The organism is Wolbachia endosymbiont (group A) of Brachyopa scutellaris (genome assembly GCF_964026995.1).
Classification (GTDB): domain Bacteria; phylum Pseudomonadota; class Alphaproteobacteria; order Rickettsiales; family Anaplasmataceae; genus Wolbachia; species Wolbachia pipientis.
The window spans coordinates 25,461-41,026 of record NZ_OZ034720.1; the positions used below are offsets into that span (position 1 = coordinate 25,461).

The 15,566-nt window shown below is 36.0% G+C and carries 14 protein-coding genes, 2 tRNA genes and 1 rRNA gene; 7 read left to right on the forward strand and 10 right to left on the reverse strand.

Annotation, left to right across the window (positions count from 1 at the left end):
- Positions 1-6: 6 nt before the first annotated feature.
- From sucD to hemF, 8 genes are all read right to left on the reverse strand, one after another.
- On the reverse strand, positions 7-882 hold the full coding sequence (gene sucD / locus AAGD93_RS00120; RefSeq protein WP_015589444.1) for a succinate--CoA ligase subunit alpha: 876 nt from the start codon (positions 880-882) through the stop codon (positions 7-9).
- A gap of 3 nt (positions 883-885) precedes the next feature.
- Positions 886-2,037 carry an ADP-forming succinate--CoA ligase subunit beta gene (gene sucC / locus AAGD93_RS00125; RefSeq protein WP_341819489.1) on the reverse strand — a complete coding sequence of 384 codons (1,152 nt, stop codon included), beginning with the start codon at positions 2,035-2,037 and terminating at the stop codon, positions 886-888.
- Positions 2,038-2,074: 37 nt separating this feature from the next.
- Positions 2,075-2,275 carry a 30S ribosomal protein S21 gene (rpsU, locus tag AAGD93_RS00130; RefSeq protein WP_138264798.1) on the reverse strand — a complete coding sequence of 67 codons (201 nt, stop codon included), beginning with the start codon at positions 2,273-2,275 and terminating at the stop codon, positions 2,075-2,077.
- A gap of 199 nt (positions 2,276-2,474) precedes the next feature.
- Positions 2,475-2,548 (reverse strand) — tRNA-Pro (locus AAGD93_RS00135).
- A 209-nt stretch (positions 2,549-2,757) separates the two neighbouring features.
- Positions 2,758-3,444, reverse strand: coding sequence for a 16S rRNA (uracil(1498)-N(3))-methyltransferase (locus AAGD93_RS00140; RefSeq protein WP_006279818.1), 687 nt, complete (start codon positions 3,442-3,444; stop codon positions 2,758-2,760).
- A 28-nt stretch (positions 3,445-3,472) separates the two neighbouring features.
- Positions 3,473-3,544 (reverse strand) — tRNA-Glu (locus AAGD93_RS00145).
- 68 nt (positions 3,545-3,612) lie between these two features.
- Positions 3,613-4,824, reverse strand: coding sequence for a hypothetical protein (locus AAGD93_RS00150; RefSeq protein WP_341819490.1), 1,212 nt, complete (start codon positions 4,822-4,824; stop codon positions 3,613-3,615).
- A gap of 81 nt (positions 4,825-4,905) precedes the next feature.
- Positions 4,906-5,730: an oxygen-dependent coproporphyrinogen oxidase gene (gene hemF, locus AAGD93_RS00155; protein ID WP_341819491.1), complete on the reverse strand. Its 825-nt coding sequence runs from the start codon at positions 5,728-5,730 to the stop codon at positions 4,906-4,908.
- A 160-nt stretch (positions 5,731-5,890) separates the two neighbouring features.
- Between hemF and AAGD93_RS00160 the strand changes: the two genes are divergently transcribed.
- The 3 genes from AAGD93_RS00160 (at position 5,891) to AAGD93_RS00170 (ending at position 10,152) form a co-directional block, all read left to right on the forward strand.
- On the forward strand, positions 5,891-8,371 hold the full coding sequence (locus tag AAGD93_RS00160; RefSeq protein WP_341819492.1) for a response regulator: 2,481 nt from the start codon (positions 5,891-5,893) through the stop codon (positions 8,369-8,371).
- Positions 8,372-8,461: 90 nt separating this feature from the next.
- Positions 8,462-9,304, forward strand: a complete 843-nt coding sequence (locus tag AAGD93_RS00165; protein ID WP_264328486.1) for a ParA family protein — start codon at positions 8,462-8,464, stop codon at positions 9,302-9,304.
- Positions 9,301-10,152, forward strand: a complete 852-nt coding sequence (locus AAGD93_RS00170) for a ParB/RepB/Spo0J family partition protein (protein WP_341819493.1) — start codon at positions 9,301-9,303, stop codon at positions 10,150-10,152. Before AAGD93_RS00165 ends, AAGD93_RS00170 begins: the two co-directional genes overlap by 4 nt.
- Before the next feature lie 126 nt (positions 10,153-10,278).
- Here the strand turns inward: AAGD93_RS00170 and AAGD93_RS00175 are convergent, their stop codons facing one another.
- Positions 10,279-10,437, reverse strand: a complete 159-nt coding sequence (locus AAGD93_RS00175) for a hypothetical protein (RefSeq protein ID WP_341819494.1) — start codon at positions 10,435-10,437, stop codon at positions 10,279-10,281.
- A 639-nt stretch (positions 10,438-11,076) separates the two neighbouring features.
- Positions 11,077-11,691, reverse strand: a complete 615-nt coding sequence (locus AAGD93_RS00180; protein ID WP_006279813.1) for a hypothetical protein — start codon at positions 11,689-11,691, stop codon at positions 11,077-11,079.
- Positions 11,692-11,844: 153 nt separating this feature from the next.
- On the opposite strand from AAGD93_RS00180, the gene AAGD93_RS00185 reads away from it, so the two are divergent.
- The 4 genes from AAGD93_RS00185 to AAGD93_RS00200 all read left to right on the forward strand — a co-directional run bounded on the left by AAGD93_RS00185 (position 11,845) and on the right by AAGD93_RS00200 (position 15,516).
- A 16S ribosomal RNA gene (locus tag AAGD93_RS00185) occupies positions 11,845-13,349 on the forward strand.
- A 100-nt stretch (positions 13,350-13,449) separates the two neighbouring features.
- The gene (gene sdhC / locus AAGD93_RS00190; protein WP_007548462.1) at positions 13,450-13,827 is read left to right on the forward strand and encodes a succinate dehydrogenase, cytochrome b556 subunit; all 378 of its coding nucleotides are present in this window, start codon (positions 13,450-13,452) and stop codon (positions 13,825-13,827) included.
- The gene (gene sdhD, locus AAGD93_RS00195) at positions 13,824-14,180 is read left to right on the forward strand and encodes a succinate dehydrogenase, hydrophobic membrane anchor protein (protein ID WP_264338925.1); all 357 of its coding nucleotides are present in this window, start codon (positions 13,824-13,826) and stop codon (positions 14,178-14,180) included. The genes sdhC and sdhD overlap by 4 nt, the downstream gene beginning before the upstream one ends.
- A gap of 76 nt (positions 14,181-14,256) precedes the next feature.
- Positions 14,257-15,516 (forward strand): hypothetical protein, encoded by a 1,260-nt coding sequence (locus tag AAGD93_RS00200; protein WP_341819495.1) that lies wholly within the window; start codon positions 14,257-14,259, stop codon positions 15,514-15,516.
- Positions 15,517-15,566: the final 50 nt, after the last annotated feature.

Consider the following 15,566-nt stretch of genomic DNA (forward strand, 5'->3'; position numbering starts at 1 on the left):
CTAATTCTAGTGATGCATTACTTCCAATACCTTCTTACCAATTACTGCAGGGGTTTCAGCAATTGCAATCCCGGCACTCCGCATAACTTCTAGTTTTGCACCAGCACTTCCACCGCTGGAGGAGATGATTGCTCCAGCGTGTCCCATACGTCTTCCTGGAGGTGCCGTTTGGCCTGCTACAAAACCAACGATTGGCTTTTTAGTTTTTTCTGTTTTCACAAAATGTGATACATCTTCTTCTTCGTTTCCACCTATTTCACCAATAACTACAATACCATGAGTATCGTCATCTTTTAAAAAGAGCTCCATACAGTCGACAAATGTCATACCATGAATTGGATCCCCCCCAATTCCGATACACGTGGATTGACCAAGACCAACAGCGGTTGTTTGTGCTACTGCCTCGTAAGTTAAAGTTCCGGAGCGAGACATAATTCCTATGTGTCCACGCTTATGGATATGGCCAGGCATAATTCCTATTTTGCATTCTTCAGGTGTAATAATTCCCGGGCAGTTGGGACCAATCAATCGACTTTTTGAGCCGATAAGCGCACGCTTAACTTTCACCATATCAAGTATAGGAATGCCCTCTGTAATACAAATTATCAATTCTATTTTTGCATCTATTGCTTCAAGTATTGCAGCAGCAGCAAATTTAGCAGGTACATATATAACTGTAGCATTTGCACCGGTTTTTTCTTTGGCTTCTGCTACAGTATTAAAAACCGGTAAATTAAGGTGAGTGCTACCACCCTTTCCAGGAGTTACACCTCCCACCATTTTCGTTCCGTAATCAATTGCTTGCTCTGAATGAAATGTGCCTTGTGCACCAGTAAAACCCTGGCATATTAATCTTGTATCTTTGTTTACTAAAACGGACATGCTTTATTTTACCTCTTTTACTATCTTTTGCGCAGCATCACCCAGTTCATCTGCAGCAATAATATTTAATCCTGACTCTTCTAAGATTTTTTTTCCTTCTTCAAAATTAGTACCTGATAATCTAACCACTAGAGGAACTTTAATGCTCATTTCTTTTGCAGCCGCAACAATTCCACTTGCGATAATATCGCAACGCATTATACCACCAAATATGTTAACCAGAATTCCTTTTACGTTGCTATCAGACAATATGATTTTAAATGCTTCAGTTACAGTTTCTTTACTCGCTCCACCACCAACATCCAAAAAGTTAGCAGGCTCTGCTCCGTAGTATTTTATTATATCCATTGTTGCCATAGCAAGACCTGCACCATTTACCATGCAACCAATACTGCCATCCATTTTGATGTAACTGAGCCCATACTTTGAAGCCTCTATCTCTTCTTTCACTTCCTCATCATAATCACGAAGTTCCATAATTTCTGGGTGACGATATAAAGCATTATCATCGAAATTAATTTTTGCATCGAGCGCAATAAAATCTCCAGAATTTGTTTCAACCAGTGGATTAATTTCAATTTGGCTCGCATCAGTTGCAATAAACGCATCATATATTTTTTTTGCAATGTTCGATATCTTTTCTATTTGTTCTGGACTCAAATGAAAACTGCTGCTTAACTTGCTGCTATCAAAACTTGTAGCAGGATCAATATCAAATTTCACAATTTTTGCAGGAGAATTTTTTGCCACTTCTTCGATGTCCATTCCACCTTCTGAGGAAAATATGAATATTGGCCTACTGAGCTTCGGGTCGATTACCAGGCTTAAATAATACTCTTTCTTAATGCTTGAGCCTTCTTCAACGTACACTTTTCTTACTTGCTGCCCGCTTGGCCCTGTTTGATGAGTAACTAAAGTCATACCAATCATGTCCTTTACAAACTGTTGAGCTTCTTCAACTGACTTTGCTAGCTTTACGCCACCGGCTTTACCCCTACCACCTGCATGAATTTGAGCTTTAACTACAAACACGTCAGATTTTAATTGACTTACTTGAGTCTTTACTTCTTCCGCAGATGTAGCAACAAAACCTTTTGGCACTGGGACATTAAATTTATGCAACACTTCTTTCGCTTGATATTCGTGAATATTCATAAAATAACCAATGATAAACTATTAACTTGAGTACAAACTACCAACCATAACGCTGCCTTCTGCACTCTTGTTGGTACCTCTTTTTTTTAGCTTCAGCTTTCTTTTTAGCTCTTTTTTCTGATTTTTTTTCATGATATTGTTTTTTCATTTTCAACCCTCTTCCTTCCTTTTGAATTGTTTTTTTCAATACTGGAAGAGCTCTGTCTACATCACCATAATGGACTAATACTTCTATCAAACTCTATACCTCCTTCGGTAATCATTTCAAAATCTATTTATAAATTAGAAAATTAACATTGTCAATTATTTTATAAACTTGAGCGTTAAAATGTAATATGCCATAATTTACATGGTGAATAATGTCATTCCAGTGTCAGCTACTTGCTTACTGATGGAGATTGCTCTTATGTTACAGCGTTCTTACAATTATACTAACATCGGGGCGGAGAGATTTGAACTCCCGACCCTTTGGTCCCAAACCAAATGCGCTACCAGGCTGCGCTACGCCCCGACTTCTTTACTCAGGCTATCAATAATTCAGGCAAAATGCAAGGTTCATTTGTTTATTTTAGAAAAAATATAATATAAGATTTAATATTATCTTAGAATACGTTTTTTATTAGCTCCTCTTTAACAACAGACTGCTTCGTAGAGAGTCTACAGAGTTTTTGTGCGCGCAACACTGAACCAGATTTCTTTATCTTAGCCATATTTAAAAATCTAGCTACACCAATTGGTGAAAGTTAGTGCAGCAACCACAGCGGTATCGACCCTTAAAATTCTTTTTCCTAGACTCAATTTTTGACAAAACTTATCGGCAAGATCAAGTTCATAAGATGAAAAACCACCTTCAGGGCCAACAATAATAGCAACATTTTTTTTGCCTTTCAGCACTTTGTCAGCTTTACCTGTTTCATCACACAAAACAAAATTTTTACTCTGGGAATCAGGTAACTCACAAAAGTTAATAGGAGGCAAAATCTCTGGTATACTTATCCTACCTGATTGTTCCGCTGCTTCGATTGCTTGTAATTTTGCTCTACTTAGGTTAATATTTTTTACCACTGTACGTTCCGTTGAAATAAATTGAATGCAGATTACTCCCATTTCAGTTGCCTGTCTTACTATGTTGTTCAAAGCAGCACTTTTTACCATGGCACAATACAGGTATAAATTTTCCTCATATTGCTGTTGTTTAGTGCATTCTTTGGGTGTAACTTCTGTCAATTTACGCGATATATTAACTACTTCTCCTAACCATTCTCCATCTTTTCCATTAAAAAGAGAGAGATTATCATACTTCTTAAGCCGCATTACATTGCAAATATAGTGACTTTGTTGTGGATTAAGTGCTAAACTCACGCCTTGTGATAAAGCTTCTTCAACATAGAGCCTAATTTTTCCCATTTAAAACTTTAATTATATTCTACTTGAGTGACTCTTACGGGATTTGAACCCGTGTTACCACCGTGAAAGGGTGGTGTCCTAACCACTAGACGAAAGAGTCAACTTGAATCTAACTAGGTTATATCGATTACATATATAAAGTCAATTCAATTATTTTGAATCACATAGTTAGAGGGATATATCAGTAATCTTATATCGACAGCCTCCTATTACTCCATGCTCAATACTCACTGAACCTATCTCAGATTTAGGAGCTAATTCTAATTGTTGTTCAACTTTTGTATCGGAATCATAGCCAGAATCGTAGCCAGAATCTCTACGCTCATATTTCTGCCTTATTTCTTCTACACTAAAGCCAGCCTTGGTCTTAATTTTTTGATCATTAGTCTGTTGCTGACTTATCGACTTATTAGCACTTAGCTCATTTAGCTTCACTTGCCAATCATTCACTTTATCTTGCACTAACCCATGGCAAGTTCCAGAATTAGCTTTTATGTCTTTTGCTTTTCTTTCTGCTCTTTTCTTGGACAAATCTACCTTAGCATAAATAGGTTCTGACGACTGTTCTGGCTCTTTCTGTTTTAGGCTAGTAGGCTTTTTTTGTTCTGAAAGATCATCTATAGTGCAATAAATAGGTTCTTCTGATATACTCAAATAACCACTATCTTCCAATGATAAATTTTCAGTGGATTTTTTATGTGAATCATATATTTCAGCATAAATAGATTCTTCTGATACACTCAAATAACCATTCTCCCCTAATGAGTTACTAACCTTAGCATCATACACCTCAGCGTAAATTGGCTCTTTTGAAGGCAAAGCATCATAATTAGTGCTCTTTGGCTTATACTCAAAAGTTCTAGAAGGTTTTTGAGGTGGTATTACATTGTTGTTCACCTCAGCGTACATAGTTATTGGCTCATATTCAGAGGTTCTAGGAGGTTTTTGTTGTATAGCTTCAACATTCAAATCATCTGTAGAATAATACTCTGCGCCTTTTCCTAGTAAAAAGGAAACTGTGGGGTGAAGAATTATCTCTGCTGGTAAGTTTTTCTCACTATCCAATTTTAGATTTTTTGATTCTGCTAAACTCTCAATAACACGAATTATAACATTCTTTCCATTCTCATCTATTGAGTGGATATCAGCTCCACGATTAATCAGCAATTCCATTATTTTGTGATCTGTAGCATGTCCTAAAGCCTGATTTAAAGCTTGATTATTATTTATATCAAATGATCCTGTATTCTTGAGAGACATAGTCTTTGAAAAGAATTTTCTAAAACTATTTAATGCATCATAGAGAATTAGAGTCAGTTTAACACCTTTTATGTCATTGTTTTTGACAGATTTAATTAAAAAATTATCTATTATGCCCATGATTATACCCCCTATATAAAAGCTCACTACCATGGTACAATTTTAAACTATGATGATTTATTTTCTACTAATAGCAGCTCTCTATAACCACTTAACAAGTGGTGGCATTGACATCATAATTGCATCTGGATTGCCGTCAGTCATTAAACCAAACCTTGTGCCACGATCGTATAACAGGTTGAATTCTACATATCTGCCACGTTTTATTAATTGATTTTCTCGTTGTTCTTTTGTCCAAGATTTTTGTATATGTTTACATATGATGTGCAAATAAATTTCCAAAAAGGCTTCACCTACTGCTTTTGTGAACTCAAAATCGTTTTCCCAGTTGCCAGAACTCAGATTATCATAGAAAATGCCACCAATACCACGCGGCTCTTTTCTGTGTTGTAAGAAAAAATAGTTGTCACATTGCTCTTTAAATTTTGGATAATATCCGGTGTCAAATCTATCACATGTCATTTTGATTGATTCATGAATATACTTGCAATCTTCTTCATTTTTATATATTGGCGTAAAATCCATTCCTCCACCAAACCATTGTTTTGAAGTATATATCAGCCTTGTGTTCATATGTGCTGCAGGGATAAGGGGCGATTGCATATGAGACACTAAAGATATACCGCTTGCCCAAAACTCTCCGTTACTTTCACTTGCACCAGGAATTTCATTAATGGCTGAATCTGCAAATTTTCCGTGTACTTTTGAAACGTTTACTCCAACTTTTTCAAAAACATTACCAAAAATAATTGTAGATTCACCACCTCCACCACCTGGGCGATCCCACTTTCTCTTTTCGATCTTTGGCTCTGCGGATGATTGTTTTTCAATTAATAAGAAAGATTCTATAATCTTATCTCTTAGTGCACAGAACCATTTAAATGCTTGTGTTTTTTGTTTTTCCATAATATCCTCTTGCTAGCTTATTAACATTGTTATATCTGATATTTAAGGAACTTAATTAGATTTCGATGATAATTATCTATCAAAGACGTTAATAAATCTATAATAATTAAATCAATATAATAGAACATTTTCGTATGTACAACAATGCCAAGTAACAATAATGAATAAGAGATACATAGATAACAAAAAAGAGAACAGGGTTGACTTCATACTAAGAAATTATGGAATGTCAATTGTTGTGATGGCAGTTATTATGCTCTTACCTCCAGTAGCAATATCGATACTCTACTTTTTTGATATATATAGTCAGCATATTAATATAGAGATTAATTTATTAGTTAGCATTCTAACAACTATCTTTATGATGTATAATGTAAAACGCTACAGATACCTACTTAATACTATAGAATTTCAAAATGCAATATTTGCAAATGCACTAAATCATAATACAGAATTTTGCCTTGTTTTACATAAAGATGAAGGTATTATTTATGCTGATGCAAGGTTCTACGAAAGGTTTAAAGATCATATAGATGATGACATTACGTTAGACAAGATTCTTGAAATAGGAGATGTTTCAGAAGCAGACAAAAAAGTACTCTATCATGCACTAAAAAATAACTCTTCTGTACAGGTATGCATTTCCTTAAACAAGAAGAATAGAGTATCTAACTTTCTTTTGCTCTTTGAGCCGATACCAGATAATCCCCAAATTGCTATAAATAGTAATAAGATTTTAAATTTATCATTAGTGCCAATAGCAAGGCCAGATGGGTATTTTGTGTTAAAAGCAACACAGATAAACAAGGAGCAGATATATGAAGAGTTAATAGAAAAACACAGTATAGGAACTTACATTGCAAATGCCAAAGGGGTGATTTTATCTGTAAATAAAAGATTTTTAGACATATTTGAACTGAAAAAACTGGAAAAAGGTAGCTCAATCAGTGATTTTATATCTCAATCTAAATATAACAATACAACAACCGATAATGAAATTTTGTTTTTTACTATAAGTGGTATTCCATTCAAGGCTTATATGAGCACTGCTATATTTTGTGATAAATACAACCATAGCTATATATATGGCTTTATAACACCAACCGAATCAAATATTGTTGATTATCAATTACACCCTTGTTTTGTAAATTCATCAATTGCTATTGCACAATGTGACATAAACGGCAACTTTGTAAAGAAAAATACGGCACTAATAAAGCTTGCAGGGTCAGATAATAATTCAATCTTTACGTTGATATTGGATAGTTATCATGTGAAAATACGTGAATATTTTTCGAGTAATAGAATAAATAATGCGTCTTTTGATGTACAGCTTAACGGCGGTAATAACATAAAAATATATTTCAATAAGTTTCTTCATAATAAAATGATCTTCATACTTTGTTATTTTATTGACAATACTGAACACAAAAACCTAGAGATAAAGCTTGAGCATTATCAAAAGATGCAAGCTATAGGGCAGTTAGCAGGTGGTATTGCGCATGATTTCAACAATATATTGACTGGGATAATAGGATTTTGCGATTTGCTTTTACTCCAACACTCAGCTGGTGACCCATCTTTTGGAGATATAATACAGATACAGCAAAATGCAAAGCGTGGATCAAATTTAGTAAGACAATTGCTTGCTTTCTCAAGAAGACAGACCTTGCAGCCAAAAATTATTGATGTAAATAATACTATAGCTAATCTTTATGAAATGATAAAAAGATTAATAGGTGAAAATATAAAATTTAATATTTATTATGGTAGAGACTTGGGTGCTGTTAGGGCTGATCAAGGGCAATTAGAGCAAGTTATGCTTAACTTAGCAGTCAATGCTAGTGCTGCTATGGAAAAGGGCGGAGAATTAACTATACGAACCTTTCATCAAAAGATTGACTCATTAAATTCTACACCTCAGGATATGTTTTCTCCAGACAAGGAAGCGATTGAACATGGAAATTATGTTGTGATTGAAGTAATTGATACTGGATGTGGAATGACGAGTGATACAACTGAAAAGATCTTTGATCCATTTTTTTCTACCAAAGATATTACCTCTGGTACAGGTCTTGGCCTCTCTACTGTATATGGTATTATTAAACAAACTGAAGGATACATCTATGTTGCTAGCAAAGTAAATCATGGAACTAAATTTAGCATATTTTTGCCCATGGTTTACATATCAGATGAAAATGATAGAGAGGAAGATAGTGAAGAAACAGAAAAACCGGTAGTAAGTGAAATTAAAGGTAATGGTATAATTTTATTAATCGAAGATGAAGATTCAGTAAGGGAATTCATCTCTAAAGCACTCAAAAGAAAAGGATTTGATGTAATAGAAGCAAGCATAGGCAGCGAGGCGCTAGAAATAATCAGTAAAAAAAGTCAACACATAGATCTTATAATCACTGATGTAATCATGCCAGAGGTGAGCGGCCCAGAAGTAGTTAAAGAAGCATTGATCCATAGGCCAAATATCAACGTTATTTTTATTTCTGGGTATGCAGAAGATGCTTTTTTAAAGAGTGATGACATCAATATAGAAGATTTTCACTTTTTGCCAAAACCATTCACTCTGAATGAATTAGGAAACAAGGTTCAAAGTGTGTTACACAAAGCAAAAAAGACAGTCTAATTTTAGTGTGGTTAACAACAAAAAAATTTTCTAATGCAAAAGTTTCTTGCATATATACAATAGAATTATTTTATACATAAGATAAAAGGCGTGAGCAAGATTATTGCAATAGTAAATCAAAAGGGTGGAGTTGGCAAAACCACAACTAGTATAAATTTATCGACAGCCTTTGCTGCTGTGGAAAAAAGCACTTTATTGGTAGATCTTGATCCTCAAGGAAATGCTAGCACCGGGCTCGGGATTTCTTATCGTAGTAGGGAAGAAAAAAATATATACAAAATACTACTAAGCAGCGAAAATAAATTGATAGAATCGGCAATTTTCAATATAAAGGAAATTCCAAATTTATCACTAATTTCGTCAGTAGTTGATTTATCAGCTGCAGAAATTGAATTATCGCAACTTGAGCGAGGAAAATTTGTGCTAAAAAGCGCATTAGAGAAGATACGCGATAATTATGAGTATATAATCATCGATTGCCCTCCATCACTTGGGCTTCTAACCATAAATGCTTTGACTGCTGCTAATTCTATTATTGTCCCTCTTCAGTGTGAATTTTTTGCTTTGGAGGGATTAAGCCATTTAGTTAAAACTGTAGAGCTGATAAAAAGAAATAACCTAAACCCTTTTTTGGCAATAGAAGGGATAGTGTTAACAATGTATGACAGGCGCAACAAACTCAGTGAACAGATTAAAAACGATATTTGCCAGTATTTAAATGATAAAGTATACAAAACTATCATCCCATTGTATGAGACTGTTATTCCACGTAACGTACGGTTATCAGAAGCGCCTTCTCATGGAAAACCCGCTATTGTGTATGATCTTAAGTGTCCTGGTGCACAAGCATATATAAGTTTGGCAAGGGAAATTTTAAAAAAGCACGCGAGCAGTTGTAAGGAGAAGAAACTAGTAAGCGAGGGCGTAGTATGAAGGATGATAGACGCCTCGGCAGAGGTCTTGCCGGCCTCATAGGCGATAATTATGATAATAAAGAAGATCGACAAGAGCATTTGCCTATTTCATTACTGCACCCAAGCAAATTTCAACCGAGGAAACATTTTGACGAGGAGTCATTAAGAGAACTTGCAAATTCGATAAAGAAAAGTGGCATTATACAGCCTATCGTGGTACGCAAAGATTCAAATGATGATGGTTATGAAATAATAGCTGGAGAACGTCGTTGGCGAGCAAGCAAGATTGCAAATCTTGATAGTGCACCGGTTATCATAAAAGATCTGAGCGACAAGGAATGCTTGGAAGTATCCATTATTGAAAACATACAAAGGCAAGATATTAATCCAATAGAGGAAGGTGAAGCTTACAGAAAACTGATAGATGAGTTTTTCTATACACATGAGGAATTAGCTTCAGCTATAGGCAAAAGCCGCAGCCACATAACCAATATGATTCGGATGTTGTTGCTCCCTGATAGGGTGAAAACAATGATCAATGAGAAAAAATTGTCTATGGGTCATGCAAGAGCGTTGATTAATGTTGAAAATGCGGAAAGTATTGCAGAAAAAATAGTTTCTCGGGGCTTAAGCGTTAGACAAACTGAAAAACTGATAAAGGACCTACATCAAAACAACAATCAAAAAGAGCAGAGATATACTAGAAATCAAGATATGACAGTAATAGAAGGCGCTATATCTTCTCAACTTGGTTTAAAGATCAAAATTAATGACAACAATTCTAAGGGTAAAGTTATGATACGGTATGATAATCCAAATGAATTGGATTTGATATTGAAAATTTTGAATAGGAAACTTGAGGCATAGCTAGTAGTTGGCTAGCAAAGCAACAAACCAATATCAATTGTTGGTGTCATCCCAGTCCCCTATAATGTCATCCCAGTGCTCCTTTTTTTGTCATCCGAGTAGCTGACACTGGGATCTCATTTTACTTTATGATGATGTCATGAAAGTAGCTGACACTGGTTCCTTTATGATGATATCACCCAGTAGCCCCTTCGGTGTTATCCCAGTGCCCAGACACTGGGATCCAGGAAAAAGAATGGTGTCATGAAAGTAGCCTCCTTCTCCTGTCATTCCAGTGCTTGACACTGGAATCTAGTCTTTATTATGCAGCCACTTATTTAAAGTTAAGTTTTCTGGATTCCAATGTCACGCACTGGGATGACACCCTAGTAGAAATCGTTTTTGTAATTGCAACATTCGTGCAATCTTTAGCCATAAATATTTAAAAAATTTACCAAATAAAAAAAAAGGCAAAAGAAACCCCGTGGTGGTTGGCTATTTACCATGTACTAAAATATCGGCGTTTTTTTTATTCTAAAACGCTTGATTAAGAGCGATTTAGCTGCTTTTAACTTGCAACTAACCTACACCGCAAGTATTTAAGAAATTTACTAAGCAGGAAAAAAGGCAAAGAAACCCCGTAGTAGCTAGCATTCAAATTCTCCCTTGTCAATTTGACGTTTTTTGCTGTCTTAAACGCTTTGTAAGCGCGTTTCGGCTTATATAGGTAAAAACCCAGAAATTTTTAAAGACATGCGATGCACGTAGTGCGAAAAATTAAACATGAGACGCCAAATACCCTAAGTTTTTTGTCATTAACCTGCATAGATTGCGAAGATAAATAAATAGCTTCAGTTTTATGATAAGGGAGCTGGCGAGGCTTGTCAAGGAAGTTTTTCGTTTCATCCAATGCGCTGCCAAAAGCTATGCAAAAAGTCCAATGAGTTAACTCCCATATATCCTGAGTAATTCTTGTGCATTAGCTTTGATTAGGATAGGGCATTTTCTATCATTTAATAGGGAACGCAATATTTCAGTTGCACCCTTAACGTCGTTATTGTGTATCTTTACTATAGCGATGGCTTCTTGGCTTGAATAAGGGTATACTGTGCTTGATTCTAAATTATCAATTTTGTCTTTATTTATTTTTTCACCGTTGGAGTGAAGTAAGCTCATTACTTCTAAATATTGTGCTAACTCACGCAAAACACCAGGAGCATCTTTATCATCTGCCAAATCATTATAAATAGATGCTGTGTCTGTTGGCATTGAATCTGAGATATGATTGAATGCGCGTTCAAAATTTGCTAAATACTCCCAATTTGAATCTATTTCTTCTAGCAGCGGCTTATTATCTTTTTTTAAGAATAATACTTCGTAAAACTTGTCACCTGCAGTTATAGATTGTTTTGTGTTATCAATGTTGCGCAATAAGTATAATGTGATGCCAACTAACATTGGCGCGAGTGCAAGCAGAAAGATGTATTTTTTCATGGTAATATTCCAAATAGTTATATATTTATACATTAATGCTTTTGATTTGCAAAAACATATTGACATAGTGATTATATCACATAATAATATTCTTAAAGTTGTTTGAATAGTTGGAGATTAAAATATTTCTAAAGTAGAAATAAAGACAGCAGTATTAAGCTAAATTATTTTTTGTCGGATTTATCCGATGTACCCTCAACCTTTTATAGGTTGAAGTCTAAATTTGAGAGTTTGATCCTGGCTCAGAATGAACGCTGGCGGCAGGCCTAACACATGCAAGTCGAACGGAGTTATATTGTAGCTTGCTATGGTATAACTTAGTGGCAGACGGGTGAGTAATGTATAGGAATCTACCTAGTAGTACGGAATAATTGTTGGAAACGGCAACTAATACCGTATACGCCCTACGGGGGAAAAATTTATTGCTATTAGATGAGCCTATATTAGATTAGCTAGTTGGTGGAGTAATAGCCTACCAAGGCAATGATCTATAGCTGATCTGAGAGGATGATCAGCCACACTGGAACTGAGATACGGTCCAGACTCCTACGGGAGGCAGCAGTGGGGAATATTGGACAATGGGCGAAAGCCTGATCCAGCCATGCCGCATGAGTGAAGAAGGCCTTTGGGTTGTAAAGCTCTTTTAGTGAGGAAGATAATGACGGTACTCACAGAAGAAGTCCTGGCTAACTCCGTGCCAGCAGCCGCGGTAATACGGAGAGGGCTAGCGTTATTCGGAATTATTGGGCGTAAAGGGCGCGTAGGCGGATTAGTAAGTTAAAAGTGAAATCCCAAGGCTCAACCTTGGAATTGCTTTTAAAACTGCTAATCTAGAGATTGAAAGAGGATAGAGGAATTCCTAGTGTAGAGGTGAAATTCGTAAATATTAGGAGGAACACCAGTGGCGAAGGCGTCTATCTGGTTCAAATCTGACGCTGAGGCGCGAAGGCGTGGGGAGCAAACAGGATTAGATACCCTGGTAGTCCACGCTGTAAACGATGAATGTTAAATATGGGAAGTTTTACTTTCTGTATTACAGCTAACGCGTTAAACATTCCGCCTGGGGACTACGGTCGCAAGATTAAAACTCAAAGGAATTGACGGGGACCCGCACAAGCGGTGGAGCATGTGGTTTAATTCGATGCAACGCGAAAAACCTTACCACTCCTTGACATGGAAATTATACCTATTCGAAGGGATAGGGTCGGTTCGGCCGGGTTTCACACAGGTGTTGCATGGCTGTCGTCAGCTCGTGTCGTGAGATGTTGGGTTAAGTCCCGCAACGAGCGCAACCCTCATCCTTAGTTACCATCAGGTAATGCTGGGGACTTTAAGGAAACTGCCAGTGATAAACTGGAGGAAGGTGGGGATGATGTCAAGTCATCATGGCCCTTATGGAGTGGGCTACACACGTGCTACAATGGTGGCTACAATGGGCTGCAAAGTCGCGAGGCTAAGCCAATCCCTTAAAAGCCATCTCAGTTCGGATTGTACTCTGCAACTCGAGTGCATGAAGTTGGAATCGCTAGTAATCGTGGATCAGCACGCCACGGTGAATACGTTCTCGGGTCTTGTACACACTGCCCGTCACGCCATGGGAATTGGTTTCACTCGAAGCTAACGACCTAACCGCAAGGAGGGAGTTATTTAAAGTGGGATCGGTGACTGGGGTGAAGTCGTAACAAGGTAGCAGTAGGGGAATCTGCAGCTGGATTACCTCCTTAGGCTTTGCGCATAACTTACCATTTTTTATGATGGTGTTGTTATGTGCTATACTGCTGTCTTTACTTCTACTTTATTTTAATTTCCCGATAACGGAATTTTATGAGTGATAGACCTCTTTCTCCACATTTACAAATATATAAAGTACAAGTTACTAGTTTTTTCTCTATTATGCACAGATTGACTGGTATCTTGCTATTCCTTTTATTAATGATACTTTCTTGGTATTTTATATTACATGTTTACTTTCCTGAGTTACTTATAGTAAGGTACTTAAATGCATTATTATTCACTCCTGTTGCTAAATTAGCTTATGTCTTATGTTTTATAAGTTTTGTATATCATTTTCTTAATGGTATTCGTCATTTATTGTGGGATGCTGGGCTTAATTTAGAAATTACTGGCGTTTCAAGGAGTGCTATACTGCTGACAGTAACGCTACTTCTTTCTACTATGGCTTTTTTATTTATGTTTATATGAGTCAGTCTGGAAATTCAGTACATCATTGGTGGGTTCAGCGTGTTTCTGCAGTGATTTTGCTGCTTCTATTTCCTTGGTTCATCTATTCATTTTCTTGCGCATTTTATACTGATAGCTCTTTGTCTTTTAGTGAAAAATTTATTAATCACCCTTTAGAGCTTTTATTTTTTGTTGTATTGTTATTTTGCATTTTTTGGCACGCAGTTCTTGGAATGCAGGTAGTATGCGAAGATTATATACACAGCGTATCTCTAAGGATTTTTACAATTACATGCATAAAGTACTTATCAAGCATTACTTATATAGTCCTTGCTTTTACAATCTTTATCTTCTACAGGCATATTTTCTTGTAAAATCACCGGTTCTGTGTTAACATATTATTAACATACTCATTTTATTATTAAGTTATAGTGATTCTGGTTTAACAATATGCTTGCAAGTCTTACGCTAGGAGTAAGGAGCCTATTTACTTCATCTGAGCCTAGCACAACTTATGTAAAAGACCTTAGAAAGGTAATGACATATAAAGATGGAAGAAAATGCAAATATCCAGAGAATTACGATCAGATTAAAAAGTCTGGAAAAATTATAGAAGGTGAGAATAGTAAGGGTGAGACTATATATAAACTTTTATATGGCGAGGAAGACAAAGATGGAAGACAACCAAGTTTTGATTTAGCTCCTGTTGAAAGCATTGGAAGTAAAGAGAAAAGTGTAAAATTTCACTACTTCACTATTAACTTTTTAGTTGACCCAGATAAAGATGCACGCGAGTTTCGCAGTAGCAATCGTAGTTATTATAGTAAATATTATAAACCATTTGGGTTTTCAAAAATCGATCTTGAGAAACATATTCCAATTTTTGAAGTTGATACTCAGTCACTTGAATTAACTCATTCTCGTGTGCTTGCTAAAAAAGGTTCTTCTCTCAACAATAAAGGTGAGGTTGACGAGAAAGATATAGATGAAAAAGGAAGAAATGGAAAATTATTGTACACTAGTGATTATAAGAAGCTAAGCACCCATTTTTCAGAAATTAGAGATCAGAATGGTAATCTAGAGCTAGATAAAAGTCTTATATCTGTTCCTATCGTTTTTGCTACAAGCTTGGCTAAAGTTTGTACTAAATTGTTGACTTCTCTTCCTATAAAGTTAGGGGAGTATTTAATAAGCGAACAAAACCCAATTGCAAAGTCTTTTGGTTATCTTTTATTTACTCCTGCAATGGCAGTAAAAAATTTAGTGGATATGGGAGCTACCATACTTAAGGCTCCAATTTTATTATTTGTAGCAGATAAGAAGAAGTATGGTGATGCTTACTTCACTATGTGGAAACACCAATTGAAAGGATGTTGGGAAGAAGCAAAAAGTGACTTTAATGTTATTAAAGGTGGAGAAAGGCTAAAGCCAGGGCAAAAGGATCATAAGCCACTTAGTATAGTGGGCACATGGGATGAGCTTAACGCTAGAAGGCCAGACATTGAGAAAGAATTAGAAGAGGGGCTAAACAAAAGTAGTGAAAGTATAGATAAATCTAGAAAACCAGGTGTTGGAAAAAGCTTAAATAATGAAAGCATAGCTGAGTCTAGAAAAAAGGCTATTGCTCAGGAGAAATTGAGCAACCATGCTGATAAAATAACACAAGAAAGACAGGCAGGCGCAAGCGCTCTGTCACATCCACCACACTAATCAGCCATTATTTTAAGTTAACATTTACTTTCTTTATTAGCTATTCCACA

What these genes read in the sequence shown, in the direction of transcription:
- sdhC (WP_007548462.1), top strand. Translation starts at nt 13,450, where the DNA reads ATGAGTGATAGACCTCTTTCTCCACATTTACAAATATATAAAGTACAA.
- sucC (WP_341819489.1), bottom strand. Translation starts at nt 2,037, where the DNA reads ATGAATATTCACGAATATCAAGCGAAAGAAGTGTTGCATAAATTTAAT.
- AAGD93_RS00150 (WP_341819490.1), bottom strand. Translation starts at nt 4,824, where the DNA reads ATGGGCATAATAGATAATTTTTTAATTAAATCTGTCAAAAACAATGAC.
- sucD (WP_015589444.1), bottom strand. Translation starts at nt 882, where the DNA reads ATGTCCGTTTTAGTAAACAAAGATACAAGATTAATATGCCAGGGTTTT.
- AAGD93_RS00180 (WP_006279813.1), bottom strand. Translation starts at nt 11,691, where the DNA reads ATGTCAATATGTTTTTGCAAATCAAAAGCATTAATGTATAAATATATA.
- AAGD93_RS00140 (WP_006279818.1), bottom strand. Translation starts at nt 3,444, where the DNA reads ATGGGAAAAATTAGGCTCTATGTTGAAGAAGCTTTATCACAAGGCGTG.
- AAGD93_RS00170 (WP_341819493.1), top strand. Translation starts at nt 9,301, where the DNA reads ATGAAGGATGATAGACGCCTCGGCAGAGGTCTTGCCGGCCTCATAGGC.
- AAGD93_RS00200 (WP_341819495.1), top strand. Translation starts at nt 14,257, where the DNA reads ATGCTTGCAAGTCTTACGCTAGGAGTAAGGAGCCTATTTACTTCATCT.
- AAGD93_RS00160 (WP_341819492.1), top strand. Translation starts at nt 5,891, where the DNA reads ATGAATAAGAGATACATAGATAACAAAAAAGAGAACAGGGTTGACTTC.
- sdhD (WP_264338925.1), top strand. Translation starts at nt 13,824, where the DNA reads ATGAGTCAGTCTGGAAATTCAGTACATCATTGGTGGGTTCAGCGTGTT.
- hemF (WP_341819491.1), bottom strand. Translation starts at nt 5,730, where the DNA reads ATGGAAAAACAAAAAACACAAGCATTTAAATGGTTCTGTGCACTAAGA.